Genomic DNA, 23,105 nt, shown 5'->3' on the forward strand with positions numbered 1-23,105 from the left:
AAATGGCAGATAAAAAGAACATAGATAGAATTTTTCAGGAGCGTTTCAAGGATTTTGAAGTAACGCCACCACCTGGACTTTGGGAGAATATAGAACAAAAAATACCGTCTCAAAAACCAGAAAAGAAAGGTACGCCCATCTGGATATATTGGTCTGGAATAGCAGCAGCTATTGCGATAATTGTAACAACCGTTTACTTCTCAAATCAGTTTACTGATAATGTTGGGGTTCATAATGAGATAGTAACCACTCCAGACCTAGATCCTGACGTAGATGAAACAGAGGATAGAGCAATTTCTTATGAAGATAATAGCTCTTCTGTTTCGTCCACTCAGGATAATACCGAAGCTACAGATTCAAATACTAGTAGTCAGAGTGACAATACATCTATAAGGATCGATAACGATAACAATCAATCCATAATTAGTAATCAACAATCTAAAAATAATTCAGTTTTAAAGAAGGGTGATCGGGCAGGTGTATTGGTTAATAACTCATCCAAGTCTAGAATTAAAAAGAATTCAAAAGTTGCACAAAAAAGAGATTTACTCTCAACTGATGTAGCAAATCAAAACTTTGCTCAAAATAATCTCAATAATAATGACAAAATTAAAAATGGAATTGGAGATAAAACTAATAATCCATTAGGTCAATCAATGGCCAATAATTCTCAAGAAACACTATCTAATCAAAGTGAAGTTGAAAATAACGGCATTAAGGCAACTAAAAGCAATCTAGGAAATGACCAGTCGTTGATGGCTCACAATAAGAAATTTACTGATAGTTTGAATAAAAAACGATCTCAAGAGTTGGATGCCATGCTAGCTGCTCAAAAATTAATGGAAGAGAAAAACGATTCAACCGCTACCGTATTCTCACCATCATGGCAAGGATCTAGTTTGATAGCACCAGTTTATTCAGATGTTTTATCGGGAACAGCCATAAACGATCAGGTAACTGAAAATGAAACTAATGGTAGTGTAAACTTAAGTGTAGGATTCAATGTTGCTTATAATTTTGCGCCACGGTGGAGCGTGAGAACAGGTGTGCACCGCATGAGATTAAATTATGGAACACAGGATGTGGTGTATAACACAGGATTTGATTTTCTTGCAAGAGGATCTACTAGTTCAACAGGCTATGACCCTAATGCTGTGTCCACTTCAAATCAAGCTCCTAATAATGTTGATTTACTAGCCTCTAGCTTTAATCAAGAGTTTGGTGCAACGACGACATTTAATGGTATTGAAGGTGAGCTTAGACAAGATTTGGGTTATGTTGAAGTGCCGCTCGAGGTTCAATATACCTTGATAGATAGTCAGTTTAAGTTTAATGTATTGGCTGGTTTCAGTGCATTATTCCTAACCGATAATGTTGTGGTCATTGAAAATGAAAAAGGAATAACAACCTTAGGTGAGGATTCTAATTTTAACACCTTTAATCAAAGTGCCAATTTTGGATTGGGTCTTGACTATAATTTTAATAATAAAATAGGTGTGAGTCTAGAACCAATGTTGAAATATCAACTTAATACGTTACGTACCAATTCTGAAAATTTTAGGCCGTTTGCGGTTGGAATTTATTCGGGAGTTAGATATAGATTTTAAAAGTATAATTGAGCTTTAGTTAAGTTGAAACTCGATTAATTATGCAATGATGATGAATGACCGTTTCCTGTGCCATGGAGACGGTTTTTCTTTTTTAAGATGCTCGTTCTAGTGATTGAAGAATTATTTGTCTTACGCTTTCGCGAAAGCGTACTTTATCATCCTGCAATGTCATACCAGTACTAGGTATACTAGGATGTACTATTGCTCTCATTTTTCCAGGACTTCCTTTAAAAAATTCAAATGGAAAACGCTTTTTATTATCAAATAAAGTGACGGGTAAAACAGGTATTTGATGTTCTATGGCAAGTCTAAAAGCGCCATCCTTAAAAGTATCCAACAGAATACTTGTGTCGTCGGGAACTCCACCTTCAGGAAAAATACAAATTCCTACGCCGTCTTCCATACGTTGTCTGGCTCGATCAAATACAGCTTTGCGGCTTTTTGGGTTGCTCCTATCTACAAGAATACAAGTACGTTTATAGAAAAAACCAAATAAAGGGATCTTTGCGAGCTCTTTTTTACCTACAAAAACAAATGGATTTTTTGATATCAACAACATCATCATAATATCAGTCATGCTAGTGTGGTTTGCCACTAGCATATAGCTTTGATGAGGATCCATTTTGGCTAATCTTTTAATCTTTGGGAAGAATCCCATACCGTATAAAACGATGGCAGCCCACAATCTTGCAAGTTTAAAGAACCAATTGTAAGTTTTTTCAGAAATAGTAGTAAGAATTAACAATGGCATTAATACTACAATAGGAAGCCCTACTAGTACGTAGAACCACACTCGATAGACCGGCATTAATATGTAACGTACTATTTTCAAACTTTTTCAAAAATAATAAGAATTATAATGTTGAACGAGATAATGATCTCCACATTTTAACCTTAAATTCATCTAAAAGCTGGTAGGTAGTTAAGCTTATACGCTACTTTTGCAAAAAATTTCAAATTATGCAAGCTAAAACGCCATCGCAATCTTTTACAACGGTAACTGATATGGTATTACCTAGTGAAACTAATCCACTTAATAATTTATTTGGTGGTGAATTGCTGGCTCGTATGGATCGTGCGGCAAGTATTGCGGCAAGACGTCATTCTAGACGTATTGTGGTAACAGCATCGGTAAATAATGTAGCATTTAATAGAATGGTTCCTTTAGGTAGTGTTGTAACTATTGAAGCACAAGTAACTAGAGCTTTTAAAACATCTATGGAGGTTTTTATGGATGTTTGGGTAGAAGATCGTGAGAGCGGTGAGAGAACTAAAGCAAACGAGGCGATTTATTCGTTTGTAGCAGTTGACGATACAGGTAGACCGGTTCAAATTCCAGCCATTACACCAGAAACTGAAGAGGAAAAAATGCGTTATGATGCGGCTTTAAGGCGCAAGCAATTAAGTCTAGTTCTTGCTGGTAAAATGAAAGCTGCTGATGCGACTGAACTTAAAGCCTTATTTGAAGAATAAGTAAGGCTTATTCAACAATTCCCATTTTACGCAGCAGGAAGCTGGCGTTCATATTATGAGCTACTCCAGTTTTACATTTATAATCAAAATGTAATTCATTATTTACAACTTCTGCATCAAAATAGTAATTTTTAATGCCAGGATAATCGTTTGCTACCTGTGTTAGGCTTAAATCATGTGTGGCAATAATTCCTGTTGCGCCCAGTGAATTAAGTTTTTGTACTAATTTTTGTGATCCAATAGCTTTGTCCTCACTGTTTGTTCCTTTTAAAATTTCATCTAAAACAATGAAATAAGGAAACTCTTCAATGCTATTCATAATGTATTGTAATCTCTTTAATTCACCGAAGAAGTATGAGGTGTCATCTTGTATTGAGTCTGTAGTACGCATACTGGTGATTAGTCTAATAGGAGAATATACAACATCATGAGCACAAACTGGAAGTCCGCAATTTGCCATAACGATTAGTGATGACACGGTTCTAAGAAAGGTGCTTTTTCCAGCCATGTTGGCTCCGGTAATGATGAAAAACTCGCCTTGACTTATAAATATTGGATTTCCAATCGCTTTTTCTGGATTTAATAAAGGATGTGAGGCTTTGCTAGCTTGTAAGGTAAACGGACCAGATTTGATACTAGGATAGGTAAAGGTTTGGTTATTATAGGCATAATTAGCCATACTGTTAATGGCATCTACCTCTTCAATCATACTTATCCACGTTCCTACTTTTTCTTTATACTCACTTATCCAACGTTCAATGTAACTCATTTGCTTAAGATCCCATAAACCTAATGCATTTGCAATAAATCCAAACAACATGTTATGCCTTTGATCTAACCTACCTAGCGCTTGTGAAAAATCATGCATAACGCTAGATGCTTTTTTATCCTGTGTTTTAAGATTGTTTTGGATTTCTAACAGTAAAGATGATTGAAACTCTTGTTTCTCAATAAGCGCAATTAGTTTTCCATATTGAGCAAAAAAATCTTCAAGCGGTGTAATTACTTGAGCTACTTGATTCACTTTTTTAAGATAGCGTCTTGTCACTAATAGAGCAATAACAACACCTATTGAGGCTAAATAACCGTTAAAACTAGTAAAACTATACAAAGCAATAAGCACTATGTTAACAGTGAGAATTATAGACCATACCCATGAATAATATTTAGGTACAAATGGTTTGTAATTGGTAAACCAATGAGCAAAGTTTGTAGCACGATCTATGGAAATCAATCGTGCAGTAGCCATGTAGTTTTGCCTAAAATTAAGTTTGCCAGATAGCTCTTTAATCGCTATTTGCTTTTCAATTACACCACTAGGTTGATTGTGAGTTAGCTTTCGCGAAAGCGTAACTTCACCACCTTTTGTAGCACACCTATTTATTTGTTGAAATAATGAACCCTTACCAAATAAATCTATATCGTGTGAGTAGTCATGAGTGGGATTTTTATAAGCATCACCATCAACAAAGGAATCAAATTCACCTTGGACGGCTAAGATCTCCTTTTCATTAATTTTGATTAATAATTGATGAAAATCTTTTTGATTTTTTAAATTTTGGTGGTTCTTTACTAACCATAGAAATAGGGCGCCACCAGTACCTAAGATTAATGTTAGGACATCTATTTTACTCCAGAAATAATATACGCTTACAGCTAAGGATAGGAATAAAACTAATCTTAAAGCACTGCTCAATGATAGTTTTTTCTTTATAGCTTCTACCTTGCCTCGGTTGATTTCTATCCTTTCTTTATAGGTGTTTAATAGGTCTAATGTCATGTTTAGAGTAGCTGTAATTCTTGCTTTTGTTTTTTAGTGAGCTTATTTACTACAAGCTCATAACTATGATCGATCCACGTTAACAGTTCGTCATCGCCCATGTCTTCATTTAAATAGACTGTATTCCAATGTTTCTTGTTACTATGATAGCCACCGATGACAGTTCCCTCGTACTTTTCACGTAATTGTATAGCTTTTTCAGGATCGCATTTGAGATTAACAGCTGGCTTACCGTTTTCCCAATGTTCTAATCCTGTTAGACAATACATTTTTCCCATAACCTTAAAGACTAAGGTTACCTGATCAAATGGAAATTCTTCTGTGGTACCCTTTTTCGACAAGCAATAATCTCTAAGTTGTTCTACGTTCATGATTTAAATTTGTCTAAAAATACAAAAGCAGCTCCTTTAAAAGAGCTGCTTTTAAGTATCTAATACTTTTACTTATAGATCAAATTTTATCCCTTGCGCAAGAGGCAACTCAGTAGTATAATTGATAGTATTAGTTTGACGACGCATGTAGACTTTCCATGCATCTGATCCAGATTCACGTCCGCCACCGGTGTCTTTTTCACCACCGAAAGCACCGCCTATTTCTGCACCGCTTGTACCGATGTTTACATTTGCTATACCACAATCAGATCCTGCGTGCGAAAGGAAGCGTTCTGCCTCTCTTAAATTATTAGTCATGATGGCACTAGAAAGACCTTGTGCAACATCATTTTGTAGCTCAATCGCGTTTTCTACTTCACCAGAATATTTAAGTAAGTAAAGTACTGGGGCAAAAGTCTCATGTTGTACAATTTCCATGTTATTAGATGCCTCTGCAATCGCAGGTTTCACATAACAGCCGCTTTCATATCCAGCACCTGAAAGTACTCCACCTTCTACCAGAATATTTCCACCTTGTGCAACTACATCTTCAAGGGCCTTGTTATAATTAGCAACAGCATCCGTATCAATTAATGGGCCTACATGGTTATTCTCATCCAATGGGTTACCTATTTTAAGTTGTTGATACGCATCTACTATGGCGTTTTTAACAGTGTCATACATAGACTCATGAACGATTAATCTTCTTGTAGAAGTACAACGTTGACCAGCGGTTCCTACAGCACCAAAAACAGCGCCTATCACAGTCATTTTAACGTCTGCATCTGGTGTAACGATTATGGCATTGTTACCACCTAATTCTAATAATGATTTACCTAAACGTTCACCTACCGTTGCAGCTACTATTCTTCCCATACGAGTAGAACCAGTGGCACTTATTAATGGCACTCGTTTATCTGTTGTCATAAACTCACCTACTTTGTAATCACCGTTAATTAAACATGAGATTCCTTCAGGTAGGTTGTTGTCTTTTAAAACTTTGGCAATGATATTTTGACAAGCTACCCCACATAAAGGAGTTTTCTCACTAGGTTTCCACACACATACATCACCACAGATCCATGCAAGGGCTGTATTCCATGCCCATACGGCAACAGGGAAATTGAAGGCACTTATAATTCCTACAATTCCTAAAGGATGGTATTGCTCATACATGCGGTGTCCTGGACGTTCACTGTGCATGGTTAATCCATGTAATTGTCTAGAAAGACCAACGGCAAAATCACAGATATCAATCATTTCCTGAACTTCACCCAATCCTTCTTGGTAAGATTTTCCCATTTCATAGGAAACCAGTTTACCTAAAGGTTCTTTAAGACGTCTAAGTTCTTCACCGAATTGACGTACTATTTCACCTCTTTGTGGTGCAGGGATTACTCTCCACTCTTTATACGCTATTTGGGCAGCACTCATTACTTCTTCATAAGCATCTTTTGTAGTGACAGAAACCTCACCTATAACGGCACCATCAACTGGTGAATAGGATGTGATATACTCACTACCTTTGATTGATTTTGAACCTGTAGAAGTCCCTTCATTTTTCTTATTGAGACCTAGAGCTTCTAGAGCGGTGTTGATACCAAATTCTTTGGCTATTTCAGACATGTTTTTTGATTTTAGTCTAGCTTATCAGCTAGTTTTTTAAATACTTTCTTTGGGTTTTTATTGTCGTATAAAATGCTGTAAACAGCATTTAAAATAGGAGTACGGGCTCCTTTATCTTCGTTTATTTTGTACGCGCTTTTCGTTGCGTAGTAACCTTCGGCAATCATGCTCATTTCTAATTGCGCGCTGCGCACTGTATATCCTTTTCCTAGCATGTTACCAAACAATCGATTTCGTGAAAAAACTGAATAACCTGTTACTAGTAAGTCTCCTAAGTAAGCGCTATCGTTGATGTTACGTTTCATTTTGTGTACTTTTTTAATGAATCGTTTCATTTCACGTATAGCATTACTCATAAGTACACTTTGAAAATTATCACCATATCCCAGACCATGAGCTATTCCAGCAGCAATAGCATAAATATTTTTAAGCATGGCGGCATATTCAGTCCCTATGATATCATCACTTATTTTACAGTTGATGTAATCACTATTAAGGCAAGTAGCTAGATGTTGCGCTTTTTCTTCATCTGCACACGCGATTGTAAGGTAGGACAACCGTTCTAGGGCAACTTCTTCGGCATGGCAAGGTCCGGTAATAACACCAATGTTTTCAAAAGGAATGTTGTAATGATCATGAAAATGTTCTCCAACAATAAGCCCTGTTTCAGGTACTATTCCTTTAATAGCACTAAAAATTATTTTGTTTTCTAATGAAACCTCTAGAGATTCCAACTCGCTGTACACAAAAGCACTAGGAATCGCAAATATGCAAATATCTGCAGCGCTCACGATTTCATTTATATCGCTAGACAAGTGCAATTGATTGTTTTTAAACTCAACTGAGCTTAAGTAATTAGGATTGTGGTCATTACGTTTAATATGTTCAATGGCATATTCACTGCGCATGTACCAATGGATAGTTTCTAGGTTCTCCGACAGCATTTTCACAATAGCCGTTGCCCAACTTCCACCACCTATTACTGCAATATTTTTTGATAATGTCATTCTACTTTTTTGGGGTATATGCAAATATAAGCAACTCAACAACAGACATACTTACACAAGTATTTTAGTTGTTATGCATGCATGATAAAACTTTATGTTCTAGATCAGATTGAAGAAAGATTTCTTAAAGCTTTTTCAAATCCTCTAATGGCATCCAGGCCTTACTACCATTTGCGAGTTGTATGTGCGCCCAATCATTGAATTCTTCAAGGACCTCAACCTTAGTTCCTTCATGAATAACAAAGCTGGTGCCAGCGCTATTTTTAGGTTCACTGCGAGTAGTGAATTCTTCTATGTAAACAATAGCAAATTGCTTTTTATCTAAATATTCACTACTGTAAAAGGCAGCAGCAGCAGTAGATAAAAACAAAATACCAGTAAGAATGAAAAGAATAAAAAACAATCTTTTTTTACTTGTAGTTCCTGCGTAAATATAAAGTACTATGAATAGTATGGTAAATAAGGCAGCAATGACACTAAAATAGGCCCATTCATCGACAGATAACGATTTTATAGTATCCTGTAAACTTCCAGATAAATTGTCTTGTGGTAAGGATTCTATAGCGTCTATTTTCATACGATTGGCAAATGCTAGATTGCTCTTAATATCTTCGTTTTCAGGGTCTAGTTCTAGGGCTTTCTCGTAATTATAAATAGCCGGACCTACCTGATTTAATTTGTAATGAGCATTAGCTAGATTAAAATAAACATCGGCACTGTGTAGACCTGTACTTAATACTTGCTCATAACCTGCAATTGCTATTTCATAATTTTCGTTAGTATATGCTTGATTCGCTTTCGCGAAAGCGGAATAAGCAGCCTCTTCTTGACTGAAAATAGGCCAAGTTAATAGGACTGTAGCTAGAAAAATTAAGGTTGTTCTCATAAAACTAGCTTTTTAATTGTTTGTCTATCAAATTAAGGACCTGACTAGCTTTTTCATAATCTTCTCTCATGCTAGCAGGAGTTGACGGCGTGTATCGTGCAAATTCACAGCTTTCTAGTAGTTTAATAAACTCTTGTTTTGTTTGAACGGTAGCACCGCGGTCTAATAAGAGTTGTCCTACATTGTTTTTAGTCATTTCACTTGTTGAAATACTAAGTTTAGATTTGAGATAATTGTGTAGGGATTTTTCTAGAGCGACATAGAATTCTTCGTGATTGCCTAAATTTTTACGAGCAGTGCTCAAGTATTTTTTACTCAATTTATTGGCGTTTCTCAATCGATTACCTACTACATCGGCAGCTCTAGATTCTTTACGTTTTTTCACTATTAAGAATAAAGGTAAAAGAAGGAAAATACCACCTAAGGTTATCCAGTATTTTGTTGAGCCAAAAAACTGTTCCTCGTTTTGTGATGTTAATTCGGTATCCGTTTTAATGAAAACAAACTGGTTGTTTTGAGTAATGACATTTTTGTTTTCTGTGGTAGCTATAGGAGCAGCAACATCACCTTCTACTTGTAATAAAATTTCACCACTATTTAAACTTACGTAGGACTCCTTTTTGGGATCAAAATAACTAAATTCAACAGGTGGAATAACATATTTACCGCTGTATTGAGGAACTATGGTGTATTTGTCCTTAATATTTCCTCGCATTCCGGTAATTGAGGTACGTACGTTATTAATGCGTTCTGGTTCGTAAACTTCAAGACTCTTAGGTGCTTTAAGTTCTGGTAAATCCATTAATTTAAGATTTCCTACTCCACCTACTTGAACACTAGCAGTCATGCTTTCACCTGCTTCAATTTGTACTTGATCAGTTTCTACTTGAAATTCAAATTGACCTACCGCTCCATTGAAGTTTGCTGGTCTACCATCTAGTGGAAGATCTTTAACATCAATAGTACGTTTACCAGCACTGACTGTGATTTGTTCGGTGGTCATATATGGTCTACCTGTAAAACTACGTTGTCCGGTAGGAACTACCACATCTACTTCTAAAGTAAGTGGTTCTATAATTAATTTACCTGTTTTTTGAGGATAGAGGATGGCTTCTCTTAATACTTTGTATCGATAAGGCTTTCCTTTATAAGTTCCTTCTTTAACTAGACTATTACGATTGTCGATATTATCACTCCAAAAGTCTGCGTATTTAGGTGAATTAACCTCGCGCCAGTCATTTACTCCGGATGTGTTTGAAACATAAAGTTTGTATACGACCCTAATAGCTTCATTAAGATAAGGGTTTGCGTTTGAAATCTCGGCAACTAGATGTACGGTCTCATCTGCTCGTGGCGAGGTGTCATTAATGTTTTTAGGTTTATTTACAGCACCAGTTACATTTATCTCTACTGTTTGAGTAGAGTATGTTTTACCCTCGTAATTCATGGTAGCTGGTTTAATATACTGTTTTCCTGTTTTATTAGGTTTTAATATATAGGTAAACGATTTTGTCATGGATCCTTTTCCATTAATCCATTGTTGTGAAAAAGATTGACTAGGTCCACCTACTACTTGAAATCCTACAAAGTTTGGCGGTGTAAAATCATTACCATTTACATTCATTTTAAATTCAACACGCATGCGCTCATTGAGTGCGATACGTTCACGACTTACGCTCGTAGTAAACTCTACTTGTGCGTGTGCCCATGCTGCTATAAAAACTAATATGTAAAACCACGTGCTTTTCATTACTTACCAGTCTTTTTCTGATTTCTTAACGGTTCCTTTGGCCTTTTTACCGTTTACTTTCTTTTGAATTTTCTTTTCCTCATTATTCATCGCCTCGAGCAACTGTTTAATTTGTTGCCTTGTCATTTTTCCTTGCTGGCGTTGAGGTGCTTGTCCTTTTTGTTCTTCTGGTGAATCATTACCGTTTTCACCTTCGCTATTTTTTCCTTGGTCATCATTCTTTTGATCACCATCATTTTTATCTTGATCTCCTTCTTTTTCGTTTTGATCTCCTTTATTATCACCATCAGACTTTTCGTCTTGATCACCTTCCTTATTCTTATCTTGTTCTTGCTCCTTTTCTTGCTGTTGGTTTTGATCATTCTCGTCATTACCGCCGCCACCGCCGCCACCTTGTTTCTCTTTTTCTTGCTTTGCAAGAGCTAGGTTATAACGAGTTTCATCGTCGGTAGGGTCGTTACGTAATGCGTTCTTATAGGCTTCAATAGCTTTATCGTAATCTTTGTTCTCTAATAAAGTGTTACCTATATTGTGAAAAATTTTATGCTTCATTTCTTTAGAAGTAGCAGCATCTGCAGCCTTTCTAAAATAGGAGTTTGCTTCAATTTTTTTCTCGTTGTTGTAATACAGATTACCCAAATTATAAGCTGCTTGCGCATTATCTGGGTTTAATGATAGGGCTTTTTTGTATTCCGCTTCCGCGAAAGCGAAATCACCATCACTAGCAGCGTCTTGAGCATCTTTTACGGCTTGCTGTTCTGCGTAATTTATGGCTGGTTCTTGTTCGTTTTGAGCCGCAGTGTAGAATGATATTAGCATGAATATCAAAACATAGGTGATATGTATACTATTATTATTCATTAAATAAATTAAGTTTTTTAATCCATTCTGTTTTTCTTTCTAAATAGAATACATCCAGTACGACAAAGAATAGGCCAAAGGCTAGAAACCATTGGAATTGTGATTCAAAATCGGCATATTGTTGTGATTCAAAAGCTACTTTGTCCAAGGTGTCTAACTCTGCCTTTAGTTTTTCAATCACTTCATTAGTCAAGGTGCCATCGATATAAACACCATTACCAGCCTCTGCTATTTCTTGAAGCGTTGTCGCATTTAATTTGGTGATAACAGTTTTACCGTTTTGATCTTTTTTAAAGGATTTTACAATACCATTTTCTCGTATAGGAATGTTACTACCTTTTTGAGTTCCTACACCTATTGTTATTATGTGTAAGCCTTTTTCTGAAGCGGCCTCTGCTAGGTCGACAGAATCACCTTCATGATCCTCACCATCACTTATGATAACTAATACTTTTGCAGCTTCACTATCGTCCCCATAGTATCCTAGTGCCAGCTCTATTGCTTCATTAATTGCTGTTCCTTGACTGGATACTAGATCAGTACTTAATCCTTGTAAAAATAGTTTGGCACTACCATAGTCAGTAGTTATGGGTAACTGAGGCACGGCACTACCTGCATAGGCAATCAATCCTATACGGTCACTTGCAAGATTATTAATAATTTGTGTGACAAGTTGTTGAGATTTTTCCAATCGATTAGGCGCAATATCTTCTGCTAGCATGGATTTTGAAATATCTACCGCAAATACGATATCTACTCCTTCTCGGTTAACAGTTTCTAGTCTTGTTCCTGCTTTTAAATTAACTAAGGAAAAGGCTATAAAGCCAAGCCCAAAACTTATGGTTATTGCCTTGAGTAGCGGTTTAAACCACGACTTGTTGGGCATAAGGTGTGGTAATTGATGTTTTTGGGCGTACTTTTTTTGTGCTCTCAATCGCCACAAGCTTACGGCCATATAAAACACCAATAACAATGGAATTGCTACTAATAACCAAAAATAAATTTTCTCTTCAAGTACGTACATATTTACTAGGCTACAGATTTAAATAGCGTGTGTTTTAATAATTGTTCTATCGCAAGCAAACAAAAGGCGATTAATGCAAATGCTCTAAATTTTTCTTGCACACTATAAAATTCAAATTGCTCTATTTCAGTTTTTTCAAGTTGATCGATTTCATTATAAATTTCTTTTAACTTTTCATCATCAGTTGCTCTAAAATAGCGTCCACCGGTGGACGCGGCTATATTTTTTAAAAGCTCTTCATCGATTTCTACAGGTAACATTCTAAATTGAAATTCCCCATTAGGATACCTGCTGTATGGTGAAAGAGCATTTCCATTTGTACCTATTCCAATGGTGTATACCTTAATTCCAAATTCGACGGCAAGTTCTCCAGCTATTTTGGGATCAATTACTCCGCTGTTATTCACACCATCAGTCATGAGTATGATTACTTTACTTTCTGCCTCACTTTCTTTAAGTCTATTAACTGCTGTTCCTAATCCCATTCCGATTGCAGTACCGTTTTCTAGAACTTCGTCAAATTCGATACCTTTTACCGCATTGAGCGAGACCTTTTGATCGGTAGTAATAGGTGTTTTAGTATAACTTTCTCCTGCGTATACTACAATACCTATACGGTCATTTGGCCTGCCTTGTATAAAGTTTGTAGCAACCTCCTTAGTTGCTTGTAACCGATCTGGTTTAAAATCTCTTGCCAGCATACTAGCACTCACATCAATGGCAAGAACTATATCTATACCACTGGTTTTTTTTGTTCTAGTTGTAACATCGGTTGTTTGAGGTCTTGCTAGGGCTATAATTAATAAAGCGATAGCTAATAATCTAAGTAAATAAAGTATAGGCTTTAATTTACCTAAAAGAGATTCTTTAAACTTAAAACCAGCTGTACTAGAAATATAAACCTCTGCTTGTTGTTTTCTATGTGTAAAAAAATAGAATACCGCTAGCGGAACTAATAACAATAACAACCAGAAAAACTCTGGATTTAAAAACTTTATGTTTTCAAAGTTCCACATCTTTTACTTGTCTTTATTATTAGATTGTTGAATGGATGAAGGTATGGTCAAACTTTCTATAACCCTTTCTTTAAGCTGTTGTCCATATTGTCTTTCTTCTAATTCTTCATCGTCCATGATATTATAAACCATACACTCAACTACACCAGGTCCTGTAGCATAAAATCTGGTTTCGTAATCGTATTTATTTCCCTCACGTTCAAAACTTCCTGTGATACTTATACCTTTTATGGTGTTGGTAGTGATTTCACTGTCAAAGTTTAGGATGTTTGATGCTCCTGTTTCTTCTAATTGTTTAAGGAAAATATCTATAAACTCTTGTGGATTAATTTCTTGTTTATCTTGCGTAGCACTTGCTGGTATTTGGTATGTTTTTACATAAACTCCTGCAAGATCTTTATCGTCTTTCCATTCAAAGACTTGCTCATTGATTTCTGTAGCAGTACTTTCTTCCTCACTGTTTAAGGTTGATTGTCTAACTAGTATTTCTGGTGTATCAAGTTGAATGCTTGGTAAACCATACTCTGCCGTATACCATTCTTGCTCATTATAACTGCGCAGTTTATTTCCAAAGACACTATCCTTTACATTGTCCCAACCTGAAAGGTAAGTCCATATCCCAATACCGCTACAAATGACTAGTAGACTAATTGCAGAAACTAGCAATCCTTTTTTAAGGGCTTTTTTTCTAGCTTGTTTTCTTTGATATTCTGCGCTTAGCATGAGCTCTTCTTCACTAGGTGGTGGCAACACTTGATGAATGTTGTATATGATATCGTGTGCATAACCACGATCTTCTTTGGCACTTATAGAGTCACTTGAGGCGCCAGCAAACTTGATTAAATCAGCTTTTTGAAGCAATGATTCTAGTCGATTTTCCGAATTCTGGGTGATGTGCATGCCCTTTTCATTCATCACAACCTTGAGCTCGGTAAGCAGTTGTTGTGTGGTGCTTTCCATCGTACGCCCATAAACCTTCGAATCTATATATCTTCTTATGATATATGTGATTTCAGAATAGTAGCTTTTCCAATCTCTGTTTTCTAGCCAATTATTGTTTTCTAGTTGTTTAAGACGGTATATCGCCCATTCATATGGAGCTAGTGTATCCTCATAGCTTTTCTTTTCACGCTTTCGCGAAAGCAAATAAATAATAGCTCCAATAGGTAATAAAAGAAATAGCCACCACAACCAGGACCAATCTGTTCTTGTAACAGTTTCAATATTAAGTGTGTCCTTAATAGGGAACATTTTTTGTTTAGTAGTATCTACTTCAACTTCTCTTACACTTACAAGAAGTGAATCAGTTAGGACTTGCTTATCATCGTTTATAAGGACTTTTAATTGTGGTATCCAGTAGTCACCGCTGTCCCATTGTGTTACTCCGTACTTCTTAAAAAGCTGAAATTTATCATCAGCAATAACACTATCTACTGGATATGATTCTAAAACCTCTAAAGCTCCATAGGCAGGTTGCTCTGGAAAGATTACTAAATCACTTTTTTGAGCCGTAATGCCAATTTCTAGAACTACTTCTTCTCCAATTTTAATAAGGTCACGATCTACTTTTGTAGATACTTCTGGTTGTTGAGCTGTCGCCCAAGCAGAAACAATAAAAAAGAGGTACAGTACGTATTTCATTATCTTGCTTTAAAGTAACCTAATAATTTTTTTGAATAATCTTCTCTAGTTTCTAGATCAATAGCTCCGGCATCAGACCTAGTGAAAGCATTTTTAAAATAAGCAGCTTTTTCTATATGATGAGCGGCATACTCACGGCGAGTTTTGCTAGAGTTTGTATTAATGAACAAATTTTTTCCTGTTTCTAGATCTTTAAATTGGACCAGACCTATTTTAGGCAGCTCTTGTTCATGCTTATCGTAAATTCTTACTCCGGTAACATCATGCTTGCGTCCAATTATTTGTAAGGTTTTCATATAATCATCACTCATAAAATCAGACAAAACAAAAACAATGGCTTTCTTTTTAAGAACACCAGCCATATATTTTAAAGCCCCAGAAACATCAGTCTTTTTGTGTTCTGGTTTAAATTCCAATAATTCTCTTATAATCCTAAGAATGTGTGACTTTCCTTTTTTTGGTGGTACAAATAATTCTACTTGATCCGAAAAAAGTAATAACCCTACTTTGTCATTGTTTTGTAAAGCACTGAAGGCTAATGTTGCACACAGTTCTGTTATAATCTCCTTTTTAATTTGATTTTGAGTTCCAAACAAAGTTGAAGAACTTACATCTACCACTAGCATTAACGTGAGTTCACGTTCTTCTTCGAAAACCTTAATATAAGGCTCGTTATATCTAGCGGTAACGTTCCAATCTATATTACGAACATCATCACCAAATTGATATTGACGCACCTCGCTAAAAGTCATTCCTCTTCCTTTAAAAGCACTATGATACTCACCACCAAATACAGCGTCGCTCAATCGACGTGTTTTGATTTCAATTTTTCGTACTTTTTTTAAAAGCTCCTGAGTATTCATGAAGTTACGTTGCCTGTGGAACACAGGGATTTGTTACTAATTATAGATTTATTAAAAGGATTATTTAGATGCTACGGTACCTCTATGGTATTTACAATTTTATTTATGATATCAACACTTGAAAAGTTTTCTGCCTCTGCTTCATAAGTGATACCAATTCTATGTCTTAAAACATCAAGAACAACCGCTCTCACGTCTTCAGGAATTACGTAACCACGACGTTTTATAAACGCGTAACATTTTGCCGCTTTGGCTAGATTGATAGATCCTCGAGGCGAAGCACCAAAACTAATAAGAGATTTTAACTCCTCTAGTTTATATTTCTCTGGATATCTAGTAGCAAAAATGATATCCAGGATATACTTTTCTATTTTTTCGTCCATGTATACCAATTCTACAGCATCTTGCGCTTTTAAGATTTGCTCGGTTGTGATGACTGCATTAGGAACTGGAAAATCCTTTTTAAGATTTGCACGCATGATGTGTTGTTCATCATTTAACGTGGGATAATCAATAACTGTTTTTAACATGAAACGGTCCATTTGAGCTTCAGGTAGTGGATAAGTACCTTCTTGATCAACTGGATTTTGAGTAGCCATAACTAAGAAAGGTTTTTCTAGACTGAAGGTAGTTTCTCCAATGGTTACTTGTTTCTCTTGCATGGCTTCTAATAGAGCACTTTGAACCTTGGCAGGAGCACGATTGATCTCATCTGCAAGGACAAAATTTGCAAATACAGGACCTTTTTTAATGCTAAAATCAGCGTCTTTCATGTTATAGATTAAAGTTCCTACAACATCGGCTGGTAATAAATCTGGAGTAAACTGTATTCGAGAAAAGCTAGCACTTACGGCTTTTGACAAGGTGTTAATGGCTAGAGTTTTGGCTAGACCAGGTACACCTTCTAGTAAAATGTGACCGCGTCCTAATAAACCTATGAGCAAACGATCAATCATATATTGTTGACCGACTATCACTTTATTCATCTCGCTTACAAGAAGATCAATGAACTGACTTTCTTGTTGCACTTTTTCATTTATGCTTGCTATGTCTATCGTACTATTATTTTGTTCCATGTCTGGATGATTAATTCGAATAGCTAATTAAAAAATGGTTTAACTATTGTAAGTTGTCTTTGTACGCTAAAATAACAAACAGAATAAGGACTACTCTAGGTTTAAAAATATTTTATGTTAATCAATGTGAAATTAGAATTGCGGTTGTAGAAAATAAAAAAAGCCTCCATTTTACAGGAGGCTTTAAGTATGCGTTATAACTTTATTACTTTGACTTTTTATAAACAGATCTAACACCGATTCCAATAGCTGCGGCTGCGGCAATTAGTAATCCTGGAATAGGAGCAACATCTTCAACCGTGTCATCAAAACCTGGTTGAGCACTTGCAATACTTCCAATTAAAATAAAAGCGAATAATACTAACTTCTGTGAATTTTTCATTGTCAAAAAAATTGAATTTTAATACTTGAATTACATCAAGAGTAACAAATATAACAATTGGTTGCTAACTTTTTAAAAAGCAGGTAAATATTTAACCTCTACTTAAACTTGATTTCATCCTTGAACAAGTCTGTTTACTGAAATACAGAAGGTTGTATTAAAACACAAAAGATTTAATTTTATCGAAAACAAAAAACCCAAATCATATTGATTTGGGTTTTTAATTCTATTATCTAATGGAATTAAGCTTGTGCTTCAGGAACAATAGAAACAAATGATCTATTATTACCTTTCTTAACGAACTTTACTGTTCCATCAACTTTAGCATGTAAAGTAAAATCTTTACCTGCATATACGTTTTCACCTGGGTGGTGCTCCATACCTCTTTGACGAACAATAATGTTACCAGCTACTGCTGCTTGTCCACCAAAAATTTTAACACCTAATCGTTTCGATTCTGATTCTCTACCGTTCTTAGAACTACCAACTCCTTTTTTATGAGCCATGATGTTTTATTTTAAGCTTTCGCGAAAGCGAAATAGGTTAAACTTATTTTTCAACTCCTCCGTCTAGACGGTCTTGAAGTTCTTTTAATTCATCCCACTTACCATCAGCTGCAAGTTGAGCTTGTTGTGGCCAAGTAGTCGTTACGTGATTTCCACGAACATCCTTAATCATTTCAGAAATGTCCTCTGGTTTTGCGTTTGCAAGATCTGAGAAAGTAACAATTCCTGATTCATTAAGAGTTGTAGCAATCTTTGGACCAATACCTTCGATTTTCTTTAAATCATCACCTTTTGAGCTTGCTTTTGGTGCAGCTTTTTTAGGTTCAGCTTTTTTCTCTTCTTTCTTAGCAGCAGTTTTTTTACCGCCAGTAGTTGAAATACTTGAGATTTGGATTTCAGATAAGTATTGTCTGTGTCCGTTTTTCTTTTTGTAACCTTTTCTACGTTTTTTCTTGAAAACGATTACCTTGTCACCTTTAAGGTGGGAAAGTACTTTTGCTTCAGCAAATGCACCTTCTATAACTGGGGCGCCGAGTGTGATGTTGTCACCGTCACCTACTAGAAGAACTTTGTCGATGTTAATAGTAGCACCTTCATCTTCTTGTAAGCGATGTACAAACAACTTCTGATCCTTCTCGATCTTGAATTGTTGCCCTGCTATCTCTACGATTGCGTACATAATTACGAATTAATGTTGTTAATTTAGGGCTGCAAATATACTGCTATTCTACAAATTAGCAATAGTTATCAACATTTCTTCAAGAATTTTATGCTTGCTGATTAAGAGGTTTTTGTTTGGACCTAATTTCTTTGGTGTTCCAGGATTGTTTGTAAATAGGTAAAATTACTAATGATGCTACAATCGTAGTTGCTACTCCAGATAAAAATACAAAAAGCAACAAGGCTACTTCTAATCCTTCACCTGCTATTGTAATTTGTTGTTTGAGTTCATTGGCTAATTCGGGATGAATTTCAAATAAATAAATTGCCATAAAGACTGTAAATATGGTGGTGGCAATAAATCCTGCTGTTAGAGAAGCCGTAAACCCTTCCATATATTTAAATTGTCCTCTTTTCTCCTCGTAAACTTTTTTAATCAGTTGCCATAGCCCAAAACCGACAATAGCGGCATTGAAAAAACTTAACCAGGACTCGTTCCCGAATCCGATAAAGTCAATTATAACGAAATAGATAATTAATGCTAGAGCTATTAATAATCCGTATTTAGTAGTTTTTGAAAAATTCATGATGTAATATTTTTAGTTCAGTTTTCTTTTAAATATCGAACTTTTGTATCGTAGTCATGGTTGATTTCAAATAAGTTTAACTTGAAAACGAAAGAATTACCAGTATTTTTACAAAGATTTGTATTGTTTGTAACATTTCGATCAAATCTTACACTAACACAAACAGTTGAACTAAAGTATCAAAAAACATGAAAAAAATTGTTTTGAGTCTGGTAGCTGGTTTTACAGCATTAACTGGATTTTCCCAAGAGGTGGATTTTATAGAATATGATTTACCTAATGGACTGCACGTTATTCTTCACCAAGAAAATGCTGCTCCTGTTATCACAGTAGGAGTGATGTACCAAGTAGGTGCAAAGGATGAAGAGCCTGGAAGAACTGGGTTTGCTCACTTTTTTGAACACTTGTTGTTTGAAGGAACAGAGAATATTGAAAGAGGAAAGTGGTTTGAAATAGTAGGAGCTAATGGTGGTAGTAACAACGCAAATACCACTCAGGATAGGACTTACTATTATGAGACGTTTCCTTCTAACAAGCTAGAATTAGGTCTTTGGATGGAAAGTGAGCGTATGTTACATCCTAAAATTGAACAAATAGGTGTAGACACACAAAATGAAGTAGTAAAAGAAGAGAAAAGGCAGCGTATCGATAATGCACCTTATGGAGCTATTCTTTACAGAACAGGTATCGATAAGCACTTGTTTAAAAAACACCCATACGGGCAGTCAGTTATTGGATCTATGGAAGATCTTGACGCTGCAAAATTGGATGAGTTTATTGGTTTCAATGATAAGTACTACAATCCAAATAATGCAGTGCTAGTAGTTGCAGGAGATATCCAAATCGACGAAACTAAAAAGATGATTGAGGATTATTTTGGACCTATTCCTAATAATGCTCCAACGAACGTGAGAAAGGAAATAGTTGAAGACCCAATTACGGAAACTCGTTTTGCAACAGAATACGATCCGAACATTAGTATTCCTGTAAAAATCTTCTCTTACATCACGCCAAAATCGGTAGAAAAAGATGCTTATGTATTGGATTATATATCTAGTATTCTTACAGGTGGTGCAAGTTCTAGAATGCAGAAAAGAATGGTTGAAGAGGAGCAAATCGCTTTTCAAGTTCTTGCTTTCAATCAAGCAAATCAAGACTACGGAACTTATACTATGGGAGCTCTTCCTAAAGGTGATGTAACACTAGATCAACTAGCAAAAGTGATGGATGAAGAAATTAAAAAACTTCAAACTGAACTTATTTCAGAAAAGGAATTAGAAAAGCTTAAAAACCAATTTGAAGCTCGTTATGTTCAATCTAATTCAAGAGTTGAAGGTATTGCTTCATCTCTTGCTACTTATTATATGTTAAAAGGTGGTGCTGATAAAATCAATAAAGAACTAGATATTTATAAAAGTATTACTAGAGAAGATATCAAACGAGTTGCAAATACTTATTTAAACCCTAATCAACGATTAGAACTAGATTACTTTGCTGGTGAAGCACCAGATGCTCCTGAAGTTGGAGAAGGAGAAGGCGATATTAAAGTTGTAGAAAATAAACTTCAAGTTAACAAGATTTATTTTGAAAGTGATAGTTCTAAGTTGACAAAAAGTGCCATCACTGAATTGGACAAAATTATCGATATGATGTTCAAATACCCTAAATTGGAAATACTAGCCGAAACTTATACTGATAGTAAAGGCGGTGATGATTATAATCAGGAATTATCTCAAAAACGCGCCGAAGCTGTTAAAAGTTATCTAGTAATAAAGGGAATTGCAGAAAATCGCATTAAAGCAGTAGGTAAAGGAGAAAGTAATCCAGTAGTAGATTGTTCTTCTCAAGAATGTACAGAGGAACAGCACGAGCAGAATAGAAGAACTGAATTTACGATCATAAAAAAATAAAGAATTAAAATGAAAAAGCAACTTTTATATACTCTGGCAGTACTTTTTATCGGGTTAACCGCTACTGCACAGATTGATCGATCAAAGATGCCTGAATCTGGTCCAACACCAGAAATAAACATGGGTAAACCATATACATTTGAGCTTAAAAATGGGCTTCAGGTTTTGGTAGTTGAAGATTCTAAACTTCCTGTAATCAACATGAGTTTAAGTCTTGATAATCCACCAATTATTGAAGGCGATAAAGCTGGTGTACAATCCTTGACCTCTTCTATAATGGGTAAAGGAACTTCAAAAACACCTAAGAATGACTTTAACGAAAAAGTTGATTACTTAGGTCTTAGAGTATTTGTAAATGCAAACGGTGGTTTTGCCTCTGGTTTATCTAAATACAAAGAAGATATTTTCTCAATGTTTACTGAGGCGGCTTTATATCCGAATTTTACCGAAGAAGAATTAAAACTAGAACGTGATAATTTAATCCAAGGACTTAAATCCGGTGAAAATAGTGCTGCTTCAATTGCTGGAAAAGTTCGTGGTGCGTTAGTGTATGGTAAAGATCATGCAGCAGGAGAATTTGCAACAGTAGAATCGGTAGAAAGTGTTACGCTAGATGATGTTAAAAACTTCTACAACACTTACTTCAAGCCATCTCGTGGGTTTCTGGTAATTTCTGGTGATATTACCAAAAAGGAAGCTAAAAAGCTTGCTAAAAAATACTTTGATAAGCAGTGGGAAGAAGGCCTTGCTCCTAAAGCACAATTGCCAGCAGTGCAAGACCTTGCAGAAAGACAAATTAACTTTGTTGACGTTCCTAATGCAGTACAAACAGAGCTTGCAGTTATGCATGTATCTGATCTTAAAATGAATGATCCTGATTATCATGCAGCTGTACTTGCTAATTACATTTTAGGTGGTGGATTTAATTCATACGTTAATATGAACCTTAGAGAAGAACATGGATGGACTTATGGTGCACGTACATCTCTAGGTAGCGGAAGAAATTACAAATCTACATTCAGAGCTACGACAAAAGTGCGTAATGAAGTTACAGATAGTGCTGTTGTTGAAATATTCAAAGAAATCAACCGTCTTAAGACTGAGGATGTAGATCCTGTAGTTCTAGAAAATGCCAAAGCAAAATTCTTAGGAAGTTTTATCATGCAATCAGAAGATAAAGAAGTTGTTGCAGATAGAGCAGTAACAATAAGAACAAACAATCTTCCAGAAGATTTCTACAAAAACTTTATCAAAAACATCAACGCAGTTACAGTTGCAGATGTTAAGCGCGTTGCAAATAAATACTTAAAGCCTGAACAGGCTCGTATAGTTCTTGTAGGAAAAGCAAGTGATGTATTAGAGAACCTAGAAAAAATGAAAATTGATGGATTGCCAGTAGATATCAAATTCTTTGATAAAGAGGCAAACCCTACAGAGCGTCCATCAACAGTAGAAGTTCCAGAAGGATTAACTGCGCAAAACGTTCTTGACAACTATATAGCAGCTATCGGTGGTAAGGAAGCTGTTCAAGAAATTAAAGATGTGAATACATTCTCTGCCTATACATCTCCTATGGGAGAACTTATACTAGGAGTAAAGAGAGCACAAGGTGATAAATGGTCACAATCTATTAAAATGGGTGGACGTGAAGTAAATAAACAAGTTTACTTGGACGGGAAAGCCACTGTAGGTGCCATGGGACAATCACAGGAATTATCTGGTAAAATGTTAGAATTGGTAAAAGATCAAGCTTTATTTTTCCCTGAATTGTATCATGCAGATAAAGCTACTCTTGCAGGAGCACAACGTTTAGGAGATAATAACGTATACATTATTAAATGGAGTGATACAAAAAAATCATTCTATGATACTGAAAGCGGTCTTTTAGTTGGAGAAGAAGTGGTGTCTATGGGTCCTCAAGGTGAAATCACTACTATCCTTAAGTATAGTGATTACGAAGAGTATAATGGAGTGAAATTTCCTACCGTAATGGTTCAGCCTATGATGGGACAGGAACTTAAATTTGAGACTAAAGATCTTAAAGTAAATACAGGTTTAAAAGACTCTGATTTCTAG

21 protein-coding genes are annotated in these 23,105 nt (G+C 35.6%); 4 read left to right on the top strand and 17 right to left on the bottom strand.

Annotated features, from left to right (window positions below):
- Positions 1 to 2: 2 nt before the first annotated feature.
- Positions 3 to 1,607: an outer membrane beta-barrel protein gene (locus I5168_RS04205; RefSeq protein WP_431472511.1), complete on the top strand. Its 1,605-nt coding sequence runs from the start codon at positions 3 to 5 to the stop codon at positions 1,605 to 1,607.
- Positions 1,608 to 1,701: 94 nt separating this feature from the next.
- Here I5168_RS04205 and I5168_RS04210 read toward each other — a convergent pair whose 3' ends face one another.
- Positions 1,702 to 2,442: a lysophospholipid acyltransferase family protein gene (locus tag I5168_RS04210; RefSeq protein WP_244895628.1), complete on the bottom strand. Its 741-nt coding sequence runs from the start codon at positions 2,440 to 2,442 to the stop codon at positions 1,702 to 1,704.
- Between the two features lie 128 nt (positions 2,443 to 2,570).
- Here I5168_RS04210 and I5168_RS04215 point away from each other — a divergent pair, with 128 nt between their 5' ends.
- On the top strand, positions 2,571 to 3,083 hold the full coding sequence (locus tag I5168_RS04215; protein WP_042276879.1) for an acyl-CoA thioesterase: 513 nt from the start codon (positions 2,571 to 2,573) through the stop codon (positions 3,081 to 3,083).
- 7 nt (positions 3,084 to 3,090) lie between these two features.
- Here the strand turns inward: I5168_RS04215 and I5168_RS04220 are convergent, their stop codons facing one another.
- The 16 genes from I5168_RS04220 to I5168_RS04295 form a co-directional block, all read right to left on the bottom strand.
- On the bottom strand, positions 3,091 to 4,863 hold the full coding sequence (locus I5168_RS04220; RefSeq protein WP_431472512.1) for a MutS-related protein: 1,773 nt from the start codon (positions 4,861 to 4,863) through the stop codon (positions 3,091 to 3,093).
- A 2-nt stretch (positions 4,864 to 4,865) separates the two neighbouring features.
- On the bottom strand, positions 4,866 to 5,234 hold the full coding sequence (locus I5168_RS04225) for an MmcQ/YjbR family DNA-binding protein (RefSeq protein WP_060523542.1): 369 nt from the start codon (positions 5,232 to 5,234) through the stop codon (positions 4,866 to 4,868).
- Between the two features lie 72 nt (positions 5,235 to 5,306).
- On the bottom strand, positions 5,307 to 6,860 hold the full coding sequence (gene amaB / locus I5168_RS04230; protein ID WP_105017898.1) for an L-piperidine-6-carboxylate dehydrogenase: 1,554 nt from the start codon (positions 6,858 to 6,860) through the stop codon (positions 5,307 to 5,309).
- A gap of 11 nt (positions 6,861 to 6,871) precedes the next feature.
- Positions 6,872 to 7,867 carry an NAD(P)H-dependent glycerol-3-phosphate dehydrogenase gene (locus I5168_RS04235; RefSeq protein ID WP_042276887.1) on the bottom strand — a complete coding sequence of 332 codons (996 nt, stop codon included), beginning with the start codon at positions 7,865 to 7,867 and terminating at the stop codon, positions 6,872 to 6,874.
- A gap of 124 nt (positions 7,868 to 7,991) precedes the next feature.
- On the bottom strand, positions 7,992 to 8,753 hold the full coding sequence (locus I5168_RS04240) for a tetratricopeptide repeat protein (RefSeq protein ID WP_167342726.1): 762 nt from the start codon (positions 8,751 to 8,753) through the stop codon (positions 7,992 to 7,994).
- A gap of 4 nt (positions 8,754 to 8,757) precedes the next feature.
- A complete protein-coding gene (locus I5168_RS04245; protein ID WP_431472513.1) occupies positions 8,758 to 10,503 on the bottom strand; it encodes a BatD family protein in 1,746 nt (581 codons plus the stop codon).
- 3 nt (positions 10,504 to 10,506) lie between these two features.
- A complete protein-coding gene (locus I5168_RS04250) occupies positions 10,507 to 11,364 on the bottom strand; it encodes a tetratricopeptide repeat protein (protein ID WP_431472514.1) in 858 nt (285 codons plus the stop codon).
- Positions 11,357 to 12,388: a VWA domain-containing protein gene (locus tag I5168_RS04255; protein ID WP_431472515.1), complete on the bottom strand. Its 1,032-nt coding sequence runs from the start codon at positions 12,386 to 12,388 to the stop codon at positions 11,357 to 11,359. The genes I5168_RS04250 and I5168_RS04255 overlap by 8 nt, the downstream gene beginning before the upstream one ends.
- A 5-nt stretch (positions 12,389 to 12,393) precedes the next feature.
- Positions 12,394 to 13,404 (bottom strand): vWA domain-containing protein, encoded by a 1,011-nt coding sequence (locus tag I5168_RS04260; protein ID WP_042276897.1) that lies wholly within the window; start codon positions 13,402 to 13,404, stop codon positions 12,394 to 12,396.
- Positions 13,405 to 13,407: 3 nt separating this feature from the next.
- Positions 13,408 to 15,045, bottom strand: a complete 1,638-nt coding sequence (locus I5168_RS04265; protein WP_431472516.1) for a hypothetical protein — start codon at positions 15,043 to 15,045, stop codon at positions 13,408 to 13,410.
- Entirely contained in the window at positions 15,045 to 15,908 is an 864-nt protein-coding gene (locus tag I5168_RS04270) for a DUF58 domain-containing protein (protein WP_085775398.1), read from the bottom strand. The genes I5168_RS04265 and I5168_RS04270 overlap by 1 nt, the downstream gene beginning before the upstream one ends.
- 71 nt (positions 15,909 to 15,979) lie before the next feature.
- Complete coding sequence (locus tag I5168_RS04275; RefSeq protein ID WP_431472517.1) at positions 15,980 to 16,984, bottom strand: AAA family ATPase; 1,005 nt, start codon at positions 16,982 to 16,984, stop codon at positions 15,980 to 15,982.
- A 205-nt stretch (positions 16,985 to 17,189) separates the two neighbouring features.
- Positions 17,190 to 17,366 (bottom strand): hypothetical protein, encoded by a 177-nt coding sequence (locus I5168_RS04280; protein ID WP_167342721.1) that lies wholly within the window; start codon positions 17,364 to 17,366, stop codon positions 17,190 to 17,192.
- A 242-nt stretch (positions 17,367 to 17,608) separates the two neighbouring features.
- Positions 17,609 to 17,872: a 50S ribosomal protein L27 gene (gene rpmA, locus I5168_RS04285; RefSeq protein WP_042276905.1), complete on the bottom strand. Its 264-nt coding sequence runs from the start codon at positions 17,870 to 17,872 to the stop codon at positions 17,609 to 17,611.
- A 43-nt stretch (positions 17,873 to 17,915) separates the two neighbouring features.
- The gene (gene rplU / locus I5168_RS04290) at positions 17,916 to 18,551 is read right to left on the bottom strand and encodes a 50S ribosomal protein L21 (RefSeq protein WP_105017905.1); all 636 of its coding nucleotides are present in this window, start codon (positions 18,549 to 18,551) and stop codon (positions 17,916 to 17,918) included.
- An 88-nt stretch (positions 18,552 to 18,639) separates the two neighbouring features.
- Complete coding sequence (locus I5168_RS04295) at positions 18,640 to 19,119, bottom strand: DUF4199 domain-containing protein (RefSeq protein WP_167342719.1); 480 nt, start codon at positions 19,117 to 19,119, stop codon at positions 18,640 to 18,642.
- Between the two features lie 188 nt (positions 19,120 to 19,307).
- On the opposite strand from I5168_RS04295, the gene I5168_RS04300 reads away from it, so the two are divergent.
- Both I5168_RS04300 and I5168_RS04305 read left to right on the top strand, forming a co-directional pair.
- Positions 19,308 to 21,029 (top strand): insulinase family protein, encoded by a 1,722-nt coding sequence (locus I5168_RS04300; RefSeq protein WP_060523552.1) that lies wholly within the window; start codon positions 19,308 to 19,310, stop codon positions 21,027 to 21,029.
- 9 nt (positions 21,030 to 21,038) lie between these two features.
- The gene (locus tag I5168_RS04305) at positions 21,039 to 23,105 is read left to right on the top strand and encodes an insulinase family protein (protein ID WP_085775396.1); all 2,067 of its coding nucleotides are present in this window, start codon (positions 21,039 to 21,041) and stop codon (positions 23,103 to 23,105) included.

The organism is Nonlabens sp. SCSIO 43208 (genome assembly GCF_050703575.1).
GTDB lineage: Bacteria > Bacteroidota > Bacteroidia > Flavobacteriales > Flavobacteriaceae > Nonlabens > Nonlabens tegetincola.

Bases quoted from the DNA above. Each gene is read 5' to 3' on its own strand.
- I5168_RS04205 (WP_431472511.1), top strand. From the start codon at position 3: ATGGCAGATAAAAAGAACATAGATAGAATTTTTCAGGAGCGTTTCAAG.
- I5168_RS04215 (WP_042276879.1), top strand. From the start codon at position 2,571: ATGCAAGCTAAAACGCCATCGCAATCTTTTACAACGGTAACTGATATG.
- I5168_RS04220 (WP_431472512.1), bottom strand. From the start codon at position 4,863: ATGACATTAGACCTATTAAACACCTATAAAGAAAGGATAGAAATCAAC.
- I5168_RS04225 (WP_060523542.1), bottom strand. From the start codon at position 5,234: ATGAACGTAGAACAACTTAGAGATTATTGCTTGTCGAAAAAGGGTACC.
- amaB (WP_105017898.1), bottom strand. From the start codon at position 6,860: ATGTCTGAAATAGCCAAAGAATTTGGTATCAACACCGCTCTAGAAGCT.
- I5168_RS04235 (WP_042276887.1), bottom strand. From the start codon at position 7,867: ATGACATTATCAAAAAATATTGCAGTAATAGGTGGTGGAAGTTGGGCA.
- I5168_RS04240 (WP_167342726.1), bottom strand. From the start codon at position 8,753: ATGAGAACAACCTTAATTTTTCTAGCTACAGTCCTATTAACTTGGCCT.
- I5168_RS04245 (WP_431472513.1), bottom strand. From the start codon at position 10,503: ATGAAAAGCACGTGGTTTTACATATTAGTTTTTATAGCAGCATGGGCA.
- I5168_RS04250 (WP_431472514.1), bottom strand. From the start codon at position 11,364: ATGAATAATAATAGTATACATATCACCTATGTTTTGATATTCATGCTA.
- I5168_RS04255 (WP_431472515.1), bottom strand. From the start codon at position 12,388: ATGTACGTACTTGAAGAGAAAATTTATTTTTGGTTATTAGTAGCAATT.
- I5168_RS04260 (WP_042276897.1), bottom strand. From the start codon at position 13,404: ATGTGGAACTTTGAAAACATAAAGTTTTTAAATCCAGAGTTTTTCTGG.
- I5168_RS04265 (WP_431472516.1), bottom strand. From the start codon at position 15,045: ATGAAATACGTACTGTACCTCTTTTTTATTGTTTCTGCTTGGGCGACA.
- I5168_RS04270 (WP_085775398.1), bottom strand. From the start codon at position 15,908: ATGAATACTCAGGAGCTTTTAAAAAAAGTACGAAAAATTGAAATCAAA.
- I5168_RS04275 (WP_431472517.1), bottom strand. From the start codon at position 16,984: ATGGAACAAAATAATAGTACGATAGACATAGCAAGCATAAATGAAAAA.
- I5168_RS04280 (WP_167342721.1), bottom strand. From the start codon at position 17,366: ATGAAAAATTCACAGAAGTTAGTATTATTCGCTTTTATTTTAATTGGA.
- rpmA (WP_042276905.1), bottom strand. From the start codon at position 17,872: ATGGCTCATAAAAAAGGAGTTGGTAGTTCTAAGAACGGTAGAGAATCA.
- rplU (WP_105017905.1), bottom strand. From the start codon at position 18,551: ATGTACGCAATCGTAGAGATAGCAGGGCAACAATTCAAGATCGAGAAG.
- I5168_RS04295 (WP_167342719.1), bottom strand. From the start codon at position 19,119: ATGAATTTTTCAAAAACTACTAAATACGGATTATTAATAGCTCTAGCA.
- I5168_RS04300 (WP_060523552.1), top strand. From the start codon at position 19,308: ATGAAAAAAATTGTTTTGAGTCTGGTAGCTGGTTTTACAGCATTAACT.
- I5168_RS04305 (WP_085775396.1), top strand. From the start codon at position 21,039: ATGAAAAAGCAACTTTTATATACTCTGGCAGTACTTTTTATCGGGTTA.